At 62.5% G+C, this 17,034-nt stretch carries 14 protein-coding genes; 2 read left to right on the top strand and 12 right to left on the bottom strand.

Annotation, left to right across the window (positions count from 1 at the left end; translation table 11 throughout):
• Positions 1–121 precede the first annotated feature (121 nt).
• Together ASC85_RS07945 and pobA are read right to left on the bottom strand one after the other, a co-directional pair.
• On the bottom strand, positions 122–1,657 hold the full coding sequence (locus ASC85_RS07945; protein WP_156395622.1) for an MDR family MFS transporter: 1,536 nt from the start codon (positions 1,655–1,657) through the stop codon (positions 122–124).
• A 51-nt stretch (positions 1,658–1,708) separates the two neighbouring features.
• Positions 1,709–2,899, bottom strand: a complete 1,191-nt coding sequence (gene pobA, locus ASC85_RS07950; protein WP_057448901.1) for a 4-hydroxybenzoate 3-monooxygenase — start codon at positions 2,897–2,899, stop codon at positions 1,709–1,711.
• Positions 2,900–3,074: 175 nt separating this feature from the next.
• On the opposite strand from pobA, the gene ASC85_RS07955 reads away from it, so the two are divergent.
• Complete coding sequence (locus ASC85_RS07955) at positions 3,075–3,968, top strand: helix-turn-helix domain-containing protein (RefSeq protein WP_003198494.1); 894 nt, start codon at positions 3,075–3,077, stop codon at positions 3,966–3,968.
• A 7-nt stretch (positions 3,969–3,975) separates the two neighbouring features.
• Here ASC85_RS07955 and ASC85_RS32585 read toward each other — a convergent pair whose 3' ends face one another.
• The 6 genes from ASC85_RS32585 to arcD (ASC85_RS07980) form a co-directional block, all read right to left on the bottom strand.
• Complete coding sequence (locus ASC85_RS32585) at positions 3,976–4,152, bottom strand: hypothetical protein (RefSeq protein ID WP_162843733.1); 177 nt, start codon at positions 4,150–4,152, stop codon at positions 3,976–3,978.
• Between the two features lie 260 nt (positions 4,153–4,412).
• Complete coding sequence (locus ASC85_RS07960; RefSeq protein WP_018610734.1) at positions 4,413–4,772, bottom strand: DUF5064 family protein; 360 nt, start codon at positions 4,770–4,772, stop codon at positions 4,413–4,415.
• Between the two features lie 65 nt (positions 4,773–4,837).
• Positions 4,838–5,767, bottom strand: a complete 930-nt coding sequence (gene arcC, locus ASC85_RS07965) for a carbamate kinase (RefSeq protein WP_057448902.1) — start codon at positions 5,765–5,767, stop codon at positions 4,838–4,840.
• 155 nt (positions 5,768–5,922) lie between these two features.
• The gene (locus ASC85_RS07970; RefSeq protein ID WP_057448903.1) at positions 5,923–6,933 is read right to left on the bottom strand and encodes an ornithine carbamoyltransferase; all 1,011 of its coding nucleotides are present in this window, start codon (positions 6,931–6,933) and stop codon (positions 5,923–5,925) included.
• Between the two features lie 84 nt (positions 6,934–7,017).
• Positions 7,018–8,274: an arginine deiminase gene (gene arcA / locus ASC85_RS07975; protein ID WP_057448904.1), complete on the bottom strand. Its 1,257-nt coding sequence runs from the start codon at positions 8,272–8,274 to the stop codon at positions 7,018–7,020.
• A gap of 31 nt (positions 8,275–8,305) precedes the next feature.
• The gene (gene arcD, locus ASC85_RS07980; RefSeq protein WP_046065422.1) at positions 8,306–9,733 is read right to left on the bottom strand and encodes an arginine-ornithine antiporter; all 1,428 of its coding nucleotides are present in this window, start codon (positions 9,731–9,733) and stop codon (positions 8,306–8,308) included.
• A 395-nt stretch (positions 9,734–10,128) separates the two neighbouring features.
• Here arcD (ASC85_RS07980) and arcD (ASC85_RS07985) point away from each other — a divergent pair, with 395 nt between their 5' ends.
• On the top strand, positions 10,129–11,556 hold the full coding sequence (gene arcD / locus ASC85_RS07985) for an arginine-ornithine antiporter (protein ID WP_057448905.1): 1,428 nt from the start codon (positions 10,129–10,131) through the stop codon (positions 11,554–11,556).
• Between the two features lie 140 nt (positions 11,557–11,696).
• Here arcD (ASC85_RS07985) and ASC85_RS07990 read toward each other — a convergent pair whose 3' ends face one another.
• The 4 genes from ASC85_RS07990 to ASC85_RS08005 form a co-directional block, all read right to left on the bottom strand.
• The gene (locus ASC85_RS07990) at positions 11,697–13,043 is read right to left on the bottom strand and encodes a CoA transferase (protein ID WP_057448906.1); all 1,347 of its coding nucleotides are present in this window, start codon (positions 13,041–13,043) and stop codon (positions 11,697–11,699) included.
• Positions 13,044–13,077: 34 nt separating this feature from the next.
• Positions 13,078–13,503: a YbaN family protein gene (locus ASC85_RS07995; protein WP_057448907.1), complete on the bottom strand. Its 426-nt coding sequence runs from the start codon at positions 13,501–13,503 to the stop codon at positions 13,078–13,080.
• A gap of 169 nt (positions 13,504–13,672) precedes the next feature.
• Positions 13,673–14,263, bottom strand: a complete 591-nt coding sequence (locus ASC85_RS08000; protein WP_057448908.1) for a biliverdin-producing heme oxygenase — start codon at positions 14,261–14,263, stop codon at positions 13,673–13,675.
• A gap of 169 nt (positions 14,264–14,432) precedes the next feature.
• Positions 14,433–17,027, bottom strand: coding sequence for a TonB-dependent receptor (locus ASC85_RS08005; RefSeq protein WP_057448909.1), 2,595 nt, complete (start codon positions 17,025–17,027; stop codon positions 14,433–14,435).
• Positions 17,028–17,034 lie beyond the last annotated feature (7 nt).

Consider the following 17,034-nt stretch of genomic DNA (forward strand, 5'->3'; position numbering starts at 1 on the left):
GATGCTGATCGTTCCCACGCTCTGCGTGGGAACGCCTCGACGGACGCTCTGCGTTCGGCTCTGCAGGGACGCGGAGCGTCCCGGGCTGCATTCCCACGCAGAGCGTGGGAACGATCATGTGCTAGCGGACCTTCTCATCTCGCCCACGCAGCAAGCGGTTGGGCATCACCAGCGCCGCGGCCAACCCCAACAGCGACACTGCCGCGCTGATCACCAGCAAATGCCGGAACGTCGCCTGCAATTCCTGGCGCAAGGCGTTCTGCGCCTCGCCCGGGGCGGCGTTCAGGCCGTCGAGCAAGACGTTGCCGGAATGCCCTTCGCCGATCAGCGACGCGCTGGCGAGCTGGGCGAAGCTTGAATCCTGCAGCAAGGCCAGCAGCAACGCGGACATCAGTGCCACGCCCACCGCGCCGCCAAGGGAGCGGAACAGGTTGGTGGTGCTGGTGGCGACGCCGATGTCTTGTTGGTGTACGGCGTTCTGCGCACCCACCAGCGAAGTGGGAAACTGCATGCCGGAGGCGATGCCGCTGAGCAGCATGAACAGGCTGCTCAGCCAGAGCGCGGCGGGCGGGGTGAAAGCCATGCCGAGGATAGCGAGCGGGAAGAGCAGGGCGCCGCTCAGGATCATCGGCTTGTAGCGCCCCGTGACCGAGGTCCGGCGTCCGGCGAAATACGCGCCGATCGGCAGCCCGATTGCCAGCGGCAACAAGTGCAACGCCGCACTGTCGGCGCCGGCGCCGGTCACGCTCTGGAAGCGCAACGGCACCAGCACCGTCAGGGAAATTGCCTGGAAACTGGTGAAGAACACCGTGCACCAACACAGCACCGCATCGCGGTTGGCGAACAGGTGCATCGGCAACAACGGCTCCCGCGCCCGGCGCTCGTGCCAGGCGAACACCCCCAGCGCCGCGCCTGCGCAACCCAGCAATCCCAGCACTTCACGGCTGTACCAGGCATGACCCTGGCCGACCTGGGTGATCCCCAACAGCAGCGCCGTCAGGCCGATGATCAGCAACACGGTGCCCAGGTAATCGATGATCGGCGTGCGTTGCGGCACCGGCAGCCCGACCAGGCTGCGTCGGGCCACCCACCAGGCCACCAGGCCCAGCGGCAGGTTGATCCAGAACACCCAGCGCCACGACAGGTACTCGGTCATGTAGCCGCCGAGCACCGGCCCGGCGACGCTGGCCACCGCGTACATACTGCTGAAATAACCCTGGTAGCGGCCGCGTTCGCGGGGCGGGATGATGTCGCCGATGATCGCCTGGCTCACCGAAATCATCCCGCCGGCGCCGATGCCCTGGAAAATCCGCGCCAGCACCAGTTGTTCCATGTTTTGTGCCAGGCCGCAGAACAGCGAGGCCAGGGTGAACAGGCCCATGCCGAACAGCATCAGCGGCCGGCGACCGTAGAGGTCGCCGAGCTTGCCGTAGATCGGCACCGCCACGGTCATGGCGACCATGTAGCCGGAAATCACCCAGGCCAGCAGGCTGACGTCGGCAAACTGTGCGGAGATGGCCGGCATCGAGACGGCGACGATGGTCTGGTCCAGCGCACCCAGGAAAATCGCCAGCATCAGGGCTGCCAGCACGCTGCGGATGGCCGGTTTTGGGGCTTGGAGCGTATTGAACTGAGTCAAGGCAGAACCTGCGGGCATCGCGCCGGAGAGGCAAAATGGACGAAACCCGCAGTTTAAGTCGATAGGCGACTATTCGATAGCCTCGTAAGGAAGTCCGACGTAATTTTCCGCGATAGTCTTGCGACCGGCCTCGGAGTCGACGAAATATTCCAGCTCGGCTTCGCTGATGCGCTGGTTGAAGGCATCGTCGTCGAAGCGGTGCAGCATCGACGTCATCCACCAGGAAAACCGCTCGGCCTTCCAGACGCGCCGCAGGCAGATGGCCGAATACTTCTCCAGCAGATCCACACGGCCGTCGCGATAGACCTTGAGCAGGATGTTGAACAGCGTGCTGACATCGCTGGCCGCCAGGTTCAGCCCCTTGGCGCCGGTGGGCGGGACGATGTGGGCCGCGTCGCCCACCAGGAACATCCGCCCATACTGCATCGGCTCGACCACGAAGCTGCGCAGCGGGGCGATGCTTTTTTCGATGGACGGGCCGGTCACCAGGGCCTCGGCCAGGTCGGCGGGCAGGCGGTTTTTCAGTTCATCCCAGAAGCGCTCGTCCGGCCAGTCGGCGACTTGTTCCTCGGCGGGTACTTGCAGGTAATAACGGGTGCGGGTCTTGGAGCGCATGCTGCACAAGGCAAAACCGCGTGCGTGGCGAGCGTAGACCAGTTCTTCGTGGACTGGCGGGGTGTCGGCCAGCACGCCGAGCCAGCCAAACGGGTAGACGCGTTCGAAGACCTTGAGTTTTTCCGCAGGAATGGACTGTCGCGCCACGCCGTGGAAACCGTCGCAACCGGCAATGTAGTCGCAGTCCAGGCGCCAGGTTTCCCCTTCATGCTCGAAGATCACGAAAGGGTTTTCGGTTTGCATGTCGTGGGGCTGGGCATTGCTGGCCAGGTACAGGGTCCGGGCGCCGGCGGCTTCGCGGGCGGCCATCAAGTCGCGGGTCACTTCGGTCTGGCCGTAGACCATGACATTTTTACCACCGGTCAGCCCTTTGAGGTCGATGTGCACCCGCCGATCGTTGAGTACCAGTTCAAAACCGTCATGGGGCAGGCCTTCGGTGTCCATGCGCTGGCCAACGCCAGCCTGGCGCAACAGTTCGACCATGCCTTGCTCCAGCACACCGGCGCGGATGCGGCTCAGTACGTATTCCGGGGTCTGGCGTTCGAGGATGACAGTGTCGATCCCTGCGTTGTGCAGCAACTGGCCGAGCAGCAGGCCAGAGGGGCCGGCACCGATAATAGCGACTTGGGTCTTGAGGGTTTTCATTGTTGTTATGACTCGCACGAAGCACGCGACCAGGGTCGGTGTTGATTATTAGAAATCGAGTGCCTACATTTTTCGCTTGCGGACCTGTCAGTTGAAGGGGAAAACTGAGCCGATACCTGTTCTTTTTACCAATTGGTGCGATTATCGCCCGCAACCCCAGGCCCGGATCCACGTTATGAAAAAACCTGACCTGCCTTCGATCCCGGTGTTCAAGCTCTATGGCGAGAGCCAGGAATGGCCGACGCCGGACTTGTTGCACTGCGAGACCATCTCCAAGCGCAGTCGCGAGCATCAATGGGAAATCAAGCCTCATCGGCATGCCGATCTGTGCCAGTTGTTGTTTGTCTTCAAGGGCCAGGCGGAGCTGGAAATCGAGGGCCGGCGCACGCTACTCACCGAGCCGGCCGTGCAGATCCTGCCGCCGCTGTCGGTCCATGGCTTTCGTTTTTCCGAGGATGTGGAAGGTTACGTGGTGACCCTGGCGGCGCCGCTGGTCACGCACCTGCAAGCGCAACTGGGGCATTCGGTCAACGTCCTGGCCCAGGCCGAAAGCTACCCCGCCCTTGAGAATGCCGAGTACCTCAATAGCCTGTTCAGCGCCTTGCAGAATGAGTACGTGGGGCATCAACCGGCGCGGGAAATGCTGATGCATGCGCTGGTCAGCGTGATCATGGTCTGGGTCAGCCGCCAGGTGATGCAGCGCCACACCCAGGCCCAGCGCCCGCAACGGGCCCGGGAATACCTCAACGGTTTCATTCAGTTGGTGGAAGAAACCTATCGCGAGCACGTCAAGGTCGAGGACCTGGCCCATCGCCTGGGCATTTCCGTGTCGCACCTCAACGGCACCTGTCGGGAACTGGCGGGGCAACCGGCGTTGCAGATCATGCATGAGCGCCAGTTGCTGGAAGCCAAGCGCCTGCTGACCTATACCGGCATGACCATCTACGAGATTTCCGAAATGCTCGGGTTTTCCGACCCGACCAACTTCACCCGGCTGTTCCGTCGGCGCGTCGGCATCTCGCCCAAGGCGTTCCGGGACCGGCTCAAGACCGATCAACAGGACGACTGACCACGCCTCAGCGCAGGGCGTTCAGGGTTGCGCTGTGGGGGATGCACCGTTCGAAGTTGCAACTGGCGTATTCACGGGGCAGTTGCCTGGCCTGCTCGACCCGGTAGGCCGCAGTGCCGTACAGCGCAAGCGTGGCGGCGCAGGTGACAAAAATGGCGAGGCGTCTTCTTGTTTTAATGTTCATGGCGGTGACCTCTGAACGAATACCCGGGGGGTACTACTTTCAGAATAGGTCAGCCGTGGCGAGTTGCCAGCCTGGCAGGCTTTGTGTGTAACCCGATATTCAGAACACTGATATCCCTTATGGGAGCGAGCTTGTGGGAGCAAGGCTTGCCCGCGATGCAAACACCTCGGTGTAACTGATAGACCGAGGCGATGCCATCGCGGGTAAGCCTTGCTCCCACAGGTCTGCTCCCACAAACAGGGGTAGAGGGTTTCGGGCGGTTATTCCAGGTGTTCTGGCTTCATCGGGTCGCCTGGCTTGACGTCCAGTTGCTTGCGCACGTCTTCGAACATTTCGTCGTAGTACTTGTGCATCGAGCCGATGCTCGCGGTCTTGGGCAAGCCGTATTTCTGGGCGATGCGCGTGGCATGGCGGGCGAAGTCGAAGGCCTGGTCCTTGGCCAGGAAGAACGTCTCGTCCAGGGTCTTGTCCTCGATGGTGCCATGCACCCGGAACGACATGCCCGTGCCCTCCTTGCCGTCCTGGTCGACCTTGTAGTCGATGCACAGGTTGTAGCTGAAATCGTCCTTGTTCAGCGCATGGCGCTCCATGTGCAGGTGTCCGGGTTCAAACATGGCCATAAGCAACTCTCCTTTGAAGGCATGGGGAGTAGGGCAGACCCTGGATCCGCCCCGCAAGTTTCCTGTTATCGATAAGCGATGCCAGGTGTCGCCGTGCTGATGCGGGTGCCGGCCTTGCCCTGGACGATCGCTTCGATGTCCGAGAGTGAACCGATCACCGCGACCTTGCCAGTGTTGCGCGCGAATTCGCAGGCCGCCTGTACCTTCGGCCCCATGGAGCCGGCGGCGAAGCCGAGCTTTTCCATTTCGTCGGGGTGGGCCTGGGCGATGGCTTTCTGGGTCGGCTTGCCGAAGTCGATGTACGCGGCGTTGACGTCGGTGGCGATCACCAGCAGATCGCTTTCCAGCTGTTCGGCGAGCAGCGCCGAGCACAGGTCCTTGTCGATCACCGCTTCCACGCCTTGCAGCTTGCCGTCGGCGTCGTACATCGTCGGGATGCCGCCACCGCCGGCACAGATCACGATGCTGCCCTTTTCCAGCAGCCATTTGATCGGGCGGATTTCAAAGATGCGCTTGGGCCTGGGGCTTGCCACCACGCGGCGGAACTTGTCGCCGTCGGGGGCGATGGACCAGCCCTTTTCCGCCGCGAGTTTTTCCGCCTCGCTCTTGCTGTAGACCGGGCCGATGGGCTTGCTGGGCTTCTGGAAGGCCGGGTCGTTGCCATCCACTTCGACCTGGGTCAGCAGCGTGGCGAAGGGGACTTCGAAGTCCAGCAGATTGCCCAGTTCCTGTTCGATGATGTAGCCGATCATGCCTTCGGTTTCGGCGCCGAGCACGTCCAGCGGATACGGCGTGACCGAGGTGTAGGCCGCCGCCTGCAACGACAGCAGGCCGACCTGCGGGCCGTTGCCGTGGGCGATGACCAGTTGGTTGCCAGGGTGGATTTTCGCGATCTGTTCGGTCGCGGTGCGGATGTTGATGCGTTGATTGTCTGCGGTCATGGGTTCACCCCGACGCAGGAGGGCGTTACCGCCCAGGGCAACGACGATACGCATGGTGCTGTCCTTTCAAAAATGGAACGAGAACGCAGTGATGATCGTTCCCACGCTCTGCGTGGGAACGCCGCCCGGGACGCTCCGCGTCCCTGTGACGCAGAGCGTCACCGGATGCATTCCCACGCAGAGCGTGGGAACGATCACTCTTCAAGCGCCTAGATATCCGCCAACGCCGACACCAGGATCGCCTTGATGGTGTGCATGCGGTTTTCCGCTTGCTCGAAGGCGATGTTGGCCGGCGATTCGAACACTTCCTCGGTCACTTCCACGCCATTGGCCAGGTTCGGATAACGGGCGGCGATGTCCTTGCCGACCTTGGTTTCGCTGTTATGGAACGCCGGCAGGCAGTGCATGAACTTCACCCGCGGGTTGCCCGAGGCTTTCATCATTTGCGCGTTGACCTGGTAGGGCAGCAATTGCTCGATGCGCTCATCCCAGGCTTCCACCGGCTCACCCATGGACACCCAGATGTCGGTGTGGATGAAGTCCACGCCCTTGACGGCTTCCTTCGGGTCTTCGGTGATGGTGAGGCGCGCGCCACTTTCGGCGGCGAAGGCCTGGCACTGGTCGATGAAGTCCTGGTGCGGCCACAAGGCTTTCGGCGCGCCGATACGCACGTCCATGCCCAGTTTGGCGCCGATCATCAGCAGCGAATTACCCATGTTGTAGCGGGCATCGCCCAGGTAGGCGTAGCTGATGTCATGCAGCGGCTTGTCGCTGTGTTCGCGCATGGTCAGGGTGTCGGCGATCATTTGGGTGGGGTGGAATTCGGCGGTCAGGCCGTTGAATACCGGCACCCCGGCGAACTTGGCCAGTTCCTCGACGATCTCCTGTTCGAAGCCTCGGTATTCGATGGCGTCGAACATCCGGCCCAGGACCCGGGCGGTGTCTTTCATGCTTTCCTTGTGCCCGATCTGCGACGACACCGGGTCGATGTAGGTGACGTGGGCGCCCTGGTCATGGGCCGCGACTTCGAAGGCGCAGCGGGTGCGGGTCGAGGTCTTTTCGAAGATCAGCGCGATGTTCTTGCCCTTGAGGTGCTGCTGTTCGGTGCCGGTGTACTTGGCACGCTTGAGGTCGCGGGACAGGTCCAGCAGAAAGTGCAGCTCGCGGTTGGTGTGGTGCATCAGACTCAGCAGGCTGCGGTTGCGCATGTTGAACGCCATGATGTGGATCTCCTCAGGTGTAGGTTATCCCCGGGGCCGGTCTCTGCCGTGGGATGCAGAGCAGTGCCGGCCCTGGCTCAAAGGTTAGTAATCGATCGGGTCGCGGATGATCGGGCAGGTCATGCAGTGACCACCGCCACGGCCCCGGCCCAGTTCGCTGGCACTGATGGTGATGACTTCCACACCGGCCTTGCGCAGCAGGGTGTTGGTGTAGGTGTTGCGGTCGTAGCCGATCACCACGCCCGGCTCCACGGCCACCACGTTGTTGCCGTCGTCCCATTGTTCGCGTTCGGCGGCGAAGCTGTTGCCACCGGTTTCCACCACTCGCAGCGCTGGCAGCTTGAGGGCCGCGGCCACGGTGTCGAGGAAGCTGCTGTCCTCGCGGCGCACGTCGATGCCGCCGGGTTTGCTCTCGTCAGGGCGCAGGGAGAAGGCGACGATCTGGCTCACCACTTCCGGGAAAATCGTGACCAGGTCGCGGTCGCAGAAGCTGAACACGGTGTCCAGGTGCATGGCGGCGCGGGATTTCGGCAAGCCGGCGACGATCACCCGCTCCACGGCCTTGTGCTTGAACAGATTCAGCGCCAGTTGGCCGATGGCTTGGCGGGACGAGCGCTCGCCCATGCCGATCAGCACCACGCCGTTACCGATGGGCATCACGTCGCCGCCTTCGAGGGTGGCGTTGCCGTGATCCTGGTCCGGGTCGCCGTACCAGACCTGGAAGTCAGCCTGGGTGAACTCGGGGTGGAATTTGTAGATGGCGCTGGCCAGCAGGGTTTCCTGGCGGCGTGCTGGCCAATACATAGGGTTCAGGGTTACGCCGCCGTAGATCCAGCAAGTGGTGTCGCGGGTGAACTGGGTGTTGGGCAGCGGCGGCAGGATGAAGCTGGAGTGCCCGAGGAAGTCGCGGAACATCTGGATGGTCTTGCCACCGAAGCTGTCCGGCAGGTCATCGGCCGAGACGCCGCCGATCAGGAATTCGGCGATATGACGCGGCTCCAGGCTGCGCAGCCACGAACCGACTTCGTTCACCAGGCCAAGGCCCACCGAGTTGGCGGTGATCTTGCGCTGCAGGATCCAGTCCAGGGCTTCGGGGATGGCGACGATGTCGGTCAGCAGGTTGTGCATTTCCAGTACGTCGATGTCACGCTCGCGCATCTTGGTGACGAAATCGAAATGGTCGCGCTTGGCCTGGTTGACCCAGATCACATCGTCGAACAGCAGTTCGTCGCAGTTGTTCGGGGTCAGCCGCTGGTGGGCCAGGCCTGGGGAGCACACCATGACTTTACGTAGTTTGCCGGCTTCGGAATGCACGCCGTATTTCACTTTTTCCGTGGTCATTACAAATCCTCCAGTTAGAACAATCAGCCAACTACAAGGTCAGGAAGCCGTCGTAGAGCCCGTAGGCCGCCACCAGGGCGCCTGCGATCACTGCGGCGAAAATCAGCTTCTCGACAGAGGTGAAAATCGGTTTGCCCAGCTCGCGCTTGGCCTTGGCGAACAGGATCGCGCCGGGGGCATAGAGCAGGGCGGAGAGCAGCAGGTACTTGATGCCGCCGGCATACAGCAGCCACACCGCATAGATCAGGGCGATGGCGCCTATGGCCAGGTCTTTGCGGCGCTCGGCCGCGAAGCCTTCGTAGGTCTCGCCGCGCACCGCCAGCAACACGGCGTAGGCCGCAGACCACAGGTACGGCACCAGAATCATCGAGGTGGCGAGGTAGATCAGTGACAGGTAAGTGCTGGCCGAAAACAGGGTGATGACCAAAAACACCTGGACCATCGCGTTGGTCAGCCACAGGGCGTTGGCTGGTACGTGGTTGGCGTTTTCCCGGCGCAGGAACTCGGGCATGGTGTGGTCTTTGGCGGCGGCGAACATGATTTCGGCGCACAGCAGCACCCAGGACAGCAGGGCGCCGAGCAGCGAGATGATCAGGCCGACGCTGATCAGCACCGCGCCCCAGTGACCCACGACATGCTCCAGCACGGCGGCCATGGAGGGGTTCTGCAACTTCGCCAGTTCTGGCTGGGTCATGATGCCCAGGGACAGCACGTTCACCAGTACCAGGAACAGCAGCACGGTGATGAAGCCGATGACGGTGGCCTTGCCCACGTCGGTGCGTTTCTCGGCGCGGGCGGAAAAAATACTCGCGCCTTCGATGCCGATGAACACCCACACGGTGACCAGCATCATCTTGCGCACCTGGTTCATCACGCTGCCCAGGTCCGGGTTCATCGTGCCCCAGATGTCCCGGGTGAAGATCTCGAGCTTGAAGGCGAACACCGCGATCAACACGAACAGCACCAGTGGCACGACCTTGGCGACGGTGGTTACCAGGTTGATGAACGCAGCTTCCTTGATACCGCGCAGCACCAGCCAATGCACCGCCCACAACAACACCGAGGCGCCAATCACCGCAGCTACGGTGTTGCCCTCGCCAAAAATCGGGAAAAAGTAGCCCAAGGTGCTGAACAGCAGCACGAAGTAGCCGACGTTGCCCAGCCAGGCGCTGATCCAGTAGCCCCACGCGGATGAGAAACCCATGTAGTCGCCGAACCCGGCCTTGGCGTAGGCATACACCCCACCATCCAGATCGGGTTTGCGGTTGGCCAGGGTCTGGAACACGAAGGCCAGGGTCAGCATGCCGACGGCGGTAATCGCCCAGCCGATCAGCACGGCACCGACATCGGCACTGGCCGCCATGTTTTGTGGCAAGGAAAAGATTCCCCCGCCGATCATTGAGCCGACCACCAGCGCAACCAGCGCACCCAATCGAAGTTTTCCGGGTGTATCAGACATTTGCGAGACTCCAGTGCAGGAGAAGAGAGTCAACAGACTAGGTCGATTTGAAAGTTGAATATCTGATCTGGATCAGTGCATGACAACATTCCATTGTTAATGAAGGAGTTAACACCGTCCGTTGGCGTCTTGAAGTTGCTCGAAAGGCCCGTTTCAGAGCCTTTGGCAAAGTCTTTGTGAAGGTTTTCTTGCCGTGGGATTATTCACGCTAGTTGATTTTCACTGAGTCGCAACTATTTTGTAGGCTGCGTTCGTGACAATAATAATGGGCTGTCATGATCTTTTTAATTAGGGCCTTGGAGAATGGCCGAGTCATAAGCCTTTGGACTTTGTGTGGATGGCGTTATTCAAAAACGTTATGTCGCTTTATTTACTTAATTTAATAGTGAGAGAACATGCCGCAGCCGATTGAAAAGTTGCCACTGGGCGCACTGATCGCACTGGTGGTGGGGTCAATGATCGGCGGCGGGATTTTTTCCCTGCCGCAAAACATGGCGGCTCGGGCCGATGTCGGTGCGGTGCTGATCGGCTGGTCGATTACCGCCGTCGGCATGCTGACCCTGGCCTTCGTGTTCCAGACCCTGGCCAATCGCAAGCCGGAATTGGACTCGGGCGTGTACGCCTACGCCAAGGCCGGGTTCGGCGACTACATGGGGTTCTCGTCTGCCTGGGGCTACTGGATCAGCGCCTGGATGGGCAATGTCGGTTACTTCGTGTTGCTGTTCAGCACCTTGGGCTACTTCTTCCCGGTGTTCGGCCAAGGCAACACGCCGGTGGCCATCGGCTGTGCGTCGTTGTTGCTGTGGGCGGTGCATTTCCTGGTGTTGCGCGGGATCAAGGAGGCGGCCTTCATCAACCTGGTAACCACCGTGGCCAAGGTCGTGCCGCTGTTGATGTTCGTCGTCATGGCCGCCGTGGCCTTCAAGGCCGAGATTTTCACCCGCGATATCTGGGGCGCGATGAGTCCGGACCTGGGCAGTGTGATGGACCAGGTGCGGCACATGATGCTGGTGACGGTGTTCGTGTTCATCGGCATCGAAGGCGCCAGCGTCTATTCGGCACGGGCAGAAAGACGCGCGGACGTAGGGCGTGCGACGGTGATCGGGTTCCTCGGGGTATTGGCGCTGCTGGTGCTGGTGAATGTGTTGTCCCTGGGGGTCATGAGCCAGCCGGAACTGGCACAGTTGCAGAACCCGTCCCTGGCCGGCGTCCTGGAGCACATTGTCGGGCCTTGGGGCGCGTTGCTGATCAGCCTGGGGCTGGCGGTTTCACTGTTGGGAGCCTTGCTGTCCTGGGCGCTGTTGTGCGCTGAAATCCTCTACGCCACCGCCCGGGACAAGACCATGCCGGCGTTCCTGACCAAGGAGAATGCCAACCATGCGCCGGTCAACGCGCTGTGGCTGACCAATGGCATGATCCAGCTGTTTTTGCTGATCACTCTGTTTTCCGCAGGCACCTACACCAGCCTGATTTACCTCGCCTCGTCGATGATCCTGGTGCCGTACCTGTGGTCGGCGGCTTATGCGGTGCTGCTTTGCGCCCGGGGGGAAACCTACGAACAGGGCTCGGCCCGGCGCATGAAGGACCTGTGCATCGGTGGTGTCGCGCTGTGTTACGCGGTGTGGCTGCTGTATGCCGGCGGCGTGAAATACCTGCTGTTGTCGGCGCTGTTGTACGCACCCGGGGTGATCCTGTTTGCCCAGGCCAAGCGCGAGCAGCGCCAGCCCTTGTTCACCCACGTGGAAAAGGGGATTTTTGCTTGCGTGATGTCAGGGGCGGGCATGGCGGCTTATGGGTTGTACAGTGGGTTTTTGGCGTTGTGAGGCTTATCGCGATGTTGAGGTGACTCCTGTGGCGAGGGGTTTTATGTGGGAGCAAAGCTTGCTCGCGAAACAGGCGCCTCGATTTCTGAGAGACCGCAGCGCTTCCATCGCGGGCAAGCCTTGCTCCCACATCAATTCCCTCACCACCGTGCCCGATGCGCGCCCAGTTCCGCCGCCGGCAAGCTCCATTGCAGTGGCGTCCCGGTGATTTTCACGGGCACCTGCAGGCGATGGGCCGGTCCCCATGGGGTCTGTTCGACCACCAGGCCCTGATCATCCTCGGCCTCGGCTCGCAATGGGCTCGAATTTCCGGCGCCACGTTCGATCAACAGCTTCGCCGTGCGTGCCAGTGACAAGCGTGCCGAGCCGCCGTGACCGCTTGCCAGGCGCCGGGACAACAACACCAGGGCGCTGGCCGCCAGCAGATAGCCGGTGCCGTGATCCAGCGCTTGCACCGGCAGCGGTGTCGGTTTGTCGGTGTGTTTCCAGCCCATGCCGGCTTCGGCGATGCCGCTGCTCATCTGCACCAGGCTGTCGAAGCCGCGCCGGTTCTGCCACGGGCCGCTCCAGCCGTAGGCATTGAGGCTGACGTCGATCAGGCCCGGGGCCATCTGCCGACGCTGCTCGGCGCCGTAGCCCAGGCGCTCGAGGGCGTCGGCACGGTAGCCGTGCAAGAGGATGTCGGTGTCCTTGAGCAATGCCTCGAACGCCGCGCGATCTTCGGCCCGATGCAAGTCGAGGCGGGCGCAGCGTTTGCCCAGGGTGACTTCCGGCACCACGCCGGGTTCGCTCCAGGTCGGCGGGTCGATGCGTAGCACGTCGGCCCCCAGGCCAGCGAGGAAGCGGCTGGCGACGGGGCCGGCCAGCACGCGGGTCAGGTCCAGCACCTTGAGGCCCGCCAGTGGCTGGGTCACGGAGCCGAGCCAGGGTTTGCGCTGCTCTCCAGTCGTTTCACTCAGGTGCACCAGCGGCTCGGCATTCACCGCCAGGCCTTGGGGATGGACCTGCCACGTCTGCCACGAACGCATCTCGGCGGCGCAACCGCCGGCGTCGACCACGGCCTGTTCCAGCTCGGCCTTGTTCCATCGGGCCACCCTGGCCGCCATGTCGGCGCGGTCGGTGCAGGTGCCGAGGACTTTTTCCGCCGCAAGGCGATGAGGCGGTGCGTTGGTGTGCAGGCGAATCCAGCCATCGGCGCTGGCGTAGTCGCCGGCCACCGGGTCCCACATCGGCGGCACGCTCCAGCCGATGGGGCGCAGGGAGGTGGAGAACCAGAATGACGCCAGGCGCCGGTCGACCTCGACAGGTGGCAGGCGAGCGGTTTGTTGCTGGATGAGTTCGGCGGTTGCCTGGCCGGCCACGGCGATGCTGGCGCTGGCCAGCTCCGTGACAGCGAAGGCCGAGGGCAGCGCGCCGTCGCCAGTGAAGGTGATTGGGGTCGTGGGCAAACCGAGTGCGGTTTGCATGGACGTGAGCAGATCTGACATCGAAAGCCCTCCAGTACGAGAGGGCGATCATAGTTCAAAAATCCGTTGGGGGTAGCTGCGCATCCCGGCGGTAGCAAGAGCCCTGTGCCTGTTCCGGGCGCGACCAGATCCACAGATTGCCCAGGCCCATGCCGGCGAGCGCGAGGTAAACCGGCCAGGCGTGGTCGAGCAGCACCAGCATCAAGCCTGCGCAGAGCAGCATGCTGGTGGTGGCACCGACCTTGGCCCGGCGCGGGATGACCTTGCCGTTGCGCCAGTTGTGCAGCATCGGCCCGAACAGCAGATGGTTCTCCAGCCAGGCGCTCAGGCGCGGCGAACTGCGGGTCGCAGCCCAGGCGGCCAACAGGACGAACTCGGTCGTCGGCAAGCCGGGCACGACGATGGCGACCAGGCCGATGGCCAGGCTGGTGTAGGCGAGCAGGGCGAAGAGCAGTTGGGTGAGTTTTGAGGGGCGGTTCATTGGCTTGCGTTCTGGCATGCGAATTTGCGGTGTGATCACTGATTGTTATTCGCTGATATCCCTGTGGGAGCGAGCCTGCTCGCGATAGCGGTATGTCAGTCACATTGATGCTGACTGATCCAACGCCATCGCGAGCAGGCTCGCTCCCACAATGGAAAGTACGGACACTTCAGGCCAGTTCGGCCGCATAAGCGCGTTCCAGGAGCACCGTAAACCGGTTGAAGGCGTCCAGTGCGCCTTGGTCCGCCTCGGCTTCCTGTTGTTCGCTGAAGGCCAGGCTGTCGAGGGTGCGGGTGAAGGATTTCCAGCCTTCGGCGCGCCCTCCGGCAGGTTCTGCCAGGTGCCGGGCGCCGAAGGTCTCGCTCAATCCCAGGCCCACGGCACGCTTGATCAAGAACGCGGCGCCGAGCTTGGAGCCTTCGGAGACGAACAGCCAACCCAGGGCTTCGGCCTGGGTCGGTTTTTTGACCGCACCGGCCACTGGCGCAGGGACTTCGGTGTCCAGGTCTGCCAGATCCGCCTTGGCCGCCTCTGCCCGGCACCGGGCCGAGAGGTCGGGGATCAGGGCGGACAGTTCGACGTCGTTGTACAGCGCCACCAGTTCCGACTGGAACAGGTACTGGGCGACGACAAAACGGGCGAAGCTGGCCGGGGTTGCGAACGGGGCGTGGGCCTTGACCAGTGCGTCGAGCCGGCTGTGGGGCTCGTGGGTGATCTGGTTCAGGCGTTGGGAACGTGAAGCGGGATGTTGTGTGGTCATGAAAAAAATCCTTCGAATTAGAACGGTGTGGCAAGGGGTGTGGGAGCAAAGCTTGCTCGCGAAACAGGCGCCTCGATCTCTGAAAGACCGCATCGCCTGCATCGCGGGCAAGCCTTGCTCCCACATGACCCTCCTCACCACAGGTATTTGTTTTGCCTGGCAAATCGAGTCAGATATCCCAGATCAGGTTCACCGCGAAGTTACGCCCCGGCGCGGTCAGGCGATCGAGGTTGGCGGGGCTCAGCACCGCCGCTTCGCCAACGCTGTCGTAGCCGCGCACGTCGTCCCACAGCCAGTACTTCTTGTCGGTGAGGTTGTAGAGGCCGCCGCTGACGGTTACGTCGTCGGTCACCTTGTAGAAACCGCTCAGGTCGAGGATGCCGAAGCCCGGTGTCTTGAACTGGCTGCTCACGCCATCGGGCGAGTTGAAGTTGCTGTCGTCGACGCGGTCCTTTTTCTTGACCAAGGTCCAACTGAGCAAAGTGCCATATCGGTCCTGGTCGTAGCCCAGGCCGAACACGCCGGTCAGCGGGTTGACGCTGTTGAGCGGCTCGCCGGTGTCGTTGTTGCGACCGTACGCGTAGGCCACCGAGCCTTGGGTGTACAAGCCCTTCGGTGCGCCAAACACGTCCAGTTCCAGGCGCCCCCTGGCCTCGGCGCCCTTGATGGTGGCGTGCTTGATGTTGTTGCTCTGGAAGGTCAACTGGTCGGCGCCGGGGGTGATGGCATCTTCGTTGATGAAGTCGCGGTACTTGTTGTAGAACACCGCCACGTCGAACGAGCCGGAATCGAAACGGCCGCGAAGGCCGGTCTCGTAGCTCTTGCTTTTTTCCGGTTCCAGATCGGGGTTGGGTTCTACGCTATAGCCGGCACCGGGGTTGTCGAAACGACCGTACAGGGCCTTGGCGGTCGGGGTGCGGAAACCTTCGGCGTACTGGCCGTACCAGGTGTACTCATCGCTCAGGGCGTAGGTCACGCCGAACTTCGGTGAGACGCGGTGCCAGGTCTTGTTCTTGCCGCTGACGTCACCGCCGCCGCTAGGGTCCACGGTGTCGAGGAATTCCTCGGTCAGGTGCGGCTTGAGCCGGGTGTAGTCGTAGCGCAGGCCAGGCGTGAAGGTCCATTTGTCCCAACTGATCTGGTCCTGGGTGAACAGGCTGTAGGTATTGATGGTCGGGTCCGGGAAATCACTGGCTTTTGCCAGTACGTCCCGGGTGCTGATGGCGCCTACAGCGGAGCAACCGACGCCAACCGCCAGGCACACGCCATTGCCGCTGCGCGAGCCGGTGACTTTCTGTTGCTTGAGGGTGGTGCCGTAAGTCAGTGCGTGATCGGTGTCGGCGACGCTGAAGGCCTTGTCCAGCTGCGCGTCGAAGACCCACTGTTTCTCTTCATAGAGGGTCTCCCGGGTGCGCAGGACCCGGCGGGTGATGGGGAAGTAGAATTCGGCGGTGCTCTGGTCGGTCTTGGCCACCTGGTGATTCAGGCTCCACTTGATGTGATCGGCCAGCAGGCTGTCGAGGGCGAAGTTGTGCTCCAGGCCGAAACGCTCGCGGGTGATGGTGTCGTTGCCGGTGCGCCACTGGTACATGCCGCCGGGCAGCACAGAGGCGGGGATGGCCGGTTGGCCGTTGGCGTAGGGGCCGCCGTAGGCGCTTTTCAGGTCGCTGTCGCGGTCGTCCTTGTATTTCTCGTAGACCAGGCCAAGGCGTGCGTCATCGTTGTAGTTCCAGCCGAGCTTGGCCAGCACGTTGTTGGCGCGCACGTCTTCGGGGTTGGCGGCGGTGCGGTCCAGGCCGGTGCCGTTGTGGCTGCCGTAGGATTCGGTTTCATGACCGTCGCGCTGGCTGTAATGCAACAGACCATCGAACTGCCCGCTGCGGCCGGCGACGGTGGCGGACTTGAGCCAGCTTTCGTCGGCGGAGCTGTAGCCGGTCTTCAGGCGGGCGCCAACGTCCTCGCCCGGCTTGATGATGTCGTCCGGATCGAGAGTGAAATAGCTGACGGCGCCGCCAATGGCATTGCTGCCGTACAGCACCGAGGCCGGGCCGCGCAGGATTTCCACGCGCTTGATGATTTCCGGGTCGACGTAGTTGCGCTGGGTCTTGGCGTAGGGGCCGTTGAAGAAGCCGCCGGGGATTTCCACGCCGTCGATCTGGGTCAGGATCCGGTTGCCGTCGATGCCGCGGATGTTGTAGCCGCTGATACCGCCGCGCTGGCCCGCGCCGCCCACCGATACGCCCGGCTCATAGCGCACCAGGTCCTTGAGGGTATTGACGTTGTTGCGATCCAGTTCCTGGCGGTCGTGGACCGTGACCGTGCTCGGTACGCTGGTGATGTCCTGTTCCTGGCGGGTGGCGCTGATGGTCACCTGTTGCAACTCCAGCGCGCTGCCGGCGCTGCGTTTTTCCAGGACGATGCTGTTGTCGCCCAGTTTGCGGTAGCTCAGGTTGGTCCCCACCAACAGGCGCTCCAAGGCTTTTTCAGGTGACAGCGAGCCGTTCACCCCCGGCGAGGCGACGCCTGCGGCCAGTTCCGCGGGCATGCCGACTTGCCAGCCGGTGACCGCAGTGAATGCATTCAGGGCCGAGACCAGTGGCTGCCGGGCGATGGCAAAGCTGTAGTCGCCCATGTTGCGTGCAGCGGGTTGCACGGTGGTGGCGGCCAGGGCGAGCGGCGCGGTGCCGGCCATCAGGAGGGCGGCGGTGAGCAGTGACAGCGTGCAAGAGGGGGCAAGAAACCGGCAAGTAAGGCGAGAAGACATCGATAGC

Source organism: Pseudomonas sp. Root401 (assembly GCF_001425105.1).
In the GTDB taxonomy this organism is placed as follows: domain Bacteria; phylum Pseudomonadota; class Gammaproteobacteria; order Pseudomonadales; family Pseudomonadaceae; genus Aquipseudomonas; species Aquipseudomonas brassicacearum.

Bases quoted from the DNA above. Each gene is read 5' to 3' on its own strand.
- ASC85_RS07995 (WP_057448907.1), bottom strand. From the start codon at position 13,503: ATGAACCGCCCCTCAAAACTCACCCAACTGCTCTTCGCCCTGCTCGCC.
- arcD (WP_057448905.1), top strand. From the start codon at position 10,129: ATGCCGCAGCCGATTGAAAAGTTGCCACTGGGCGCACTGATCGCACTG.
- arcA (WP_057448904.1), bottom strand. From the start codon at position 8,274: ATGACCACGGAAAAAGTGAAATACGGCGTGCATTCCGAAGCCGGCAAA.
- ASC85_RS32585 (WP_162843733.1), bottom strand. From the start codon at position 4,152: ATGAACATTAAAACAAGAAGACGCCTCGCCATTTTTGTCACCTGCGCC.
- ASC85_RS07970 (WP_057448903.1), bottom strand. From the start codon at position 6,933: ATGGCGTTCAACATGCGCAACCGCAGCCTGCTGAGTCTGATGCACCAC.
- ASC85_RS07960 (WP_018610734.1), bottom strand. From the start codon at position 4,772: ATGGCCATGTTTGAACCCGGACACCTGCACATGGAGCGCCATGCGCTG.
- ASC85_RS07990 (WP_057448906.1), bottom strand. From the start codon at position 13,043: ATGTCAGATCTGCTCACGTCCATGCAAACCGCACTCGGTTTGCCCACG.
- ASC85_RS08000 (WP_057448908.1), bottom strand. From the start codon at position 14,263: ATGACCACACAACATCCCGCTTCACGTTCCCAACGCCTGAACCAGATC.
- arcC (WP_057448902.1), bottom strand. From the start codon at position 5,767: ATGCGTATCGTCGTTGCCCTGGGCGGTAACGCCCTCCTGCGTCGGGGT.
- ASC85_RS08005 (WP_057448909.1), bottom strand. From the start codon at position 17,027: ATGTCTTCTCGCCTTACTTGCCGGTTTCTTGCCCCCTCTTGCACGCTG.
- ASC85_RS07955 (WP_003198494.1), top strand. From the start codon at position 3,075: ATGAAAAAACCTGACCTGCCTTCGATCCCGGTGTTCAAGCTCTATGGC.
- arcD (WP_046065422.1), bottom strand. From the start codon at position 9,733: ATGTCTGATACACCCGGAAAACTTCGATTGGGTGCGCTGGTTGCGCTG.
- pobA (WP_057448901.1), bottom strand. From the start codon at position 2,899: ATGAAAACCCTCAAGACCCAAGTCGCTATTATCGGTGCCGGCCCCTCT.
- ASC85_RS07945 (WP_156395622.1), bottom strand. From the start codon at position 1,657: ATGCCCGCAGGTTCTGCCTTGACTCAGTTCAATACGCTCCAAGCCCCA.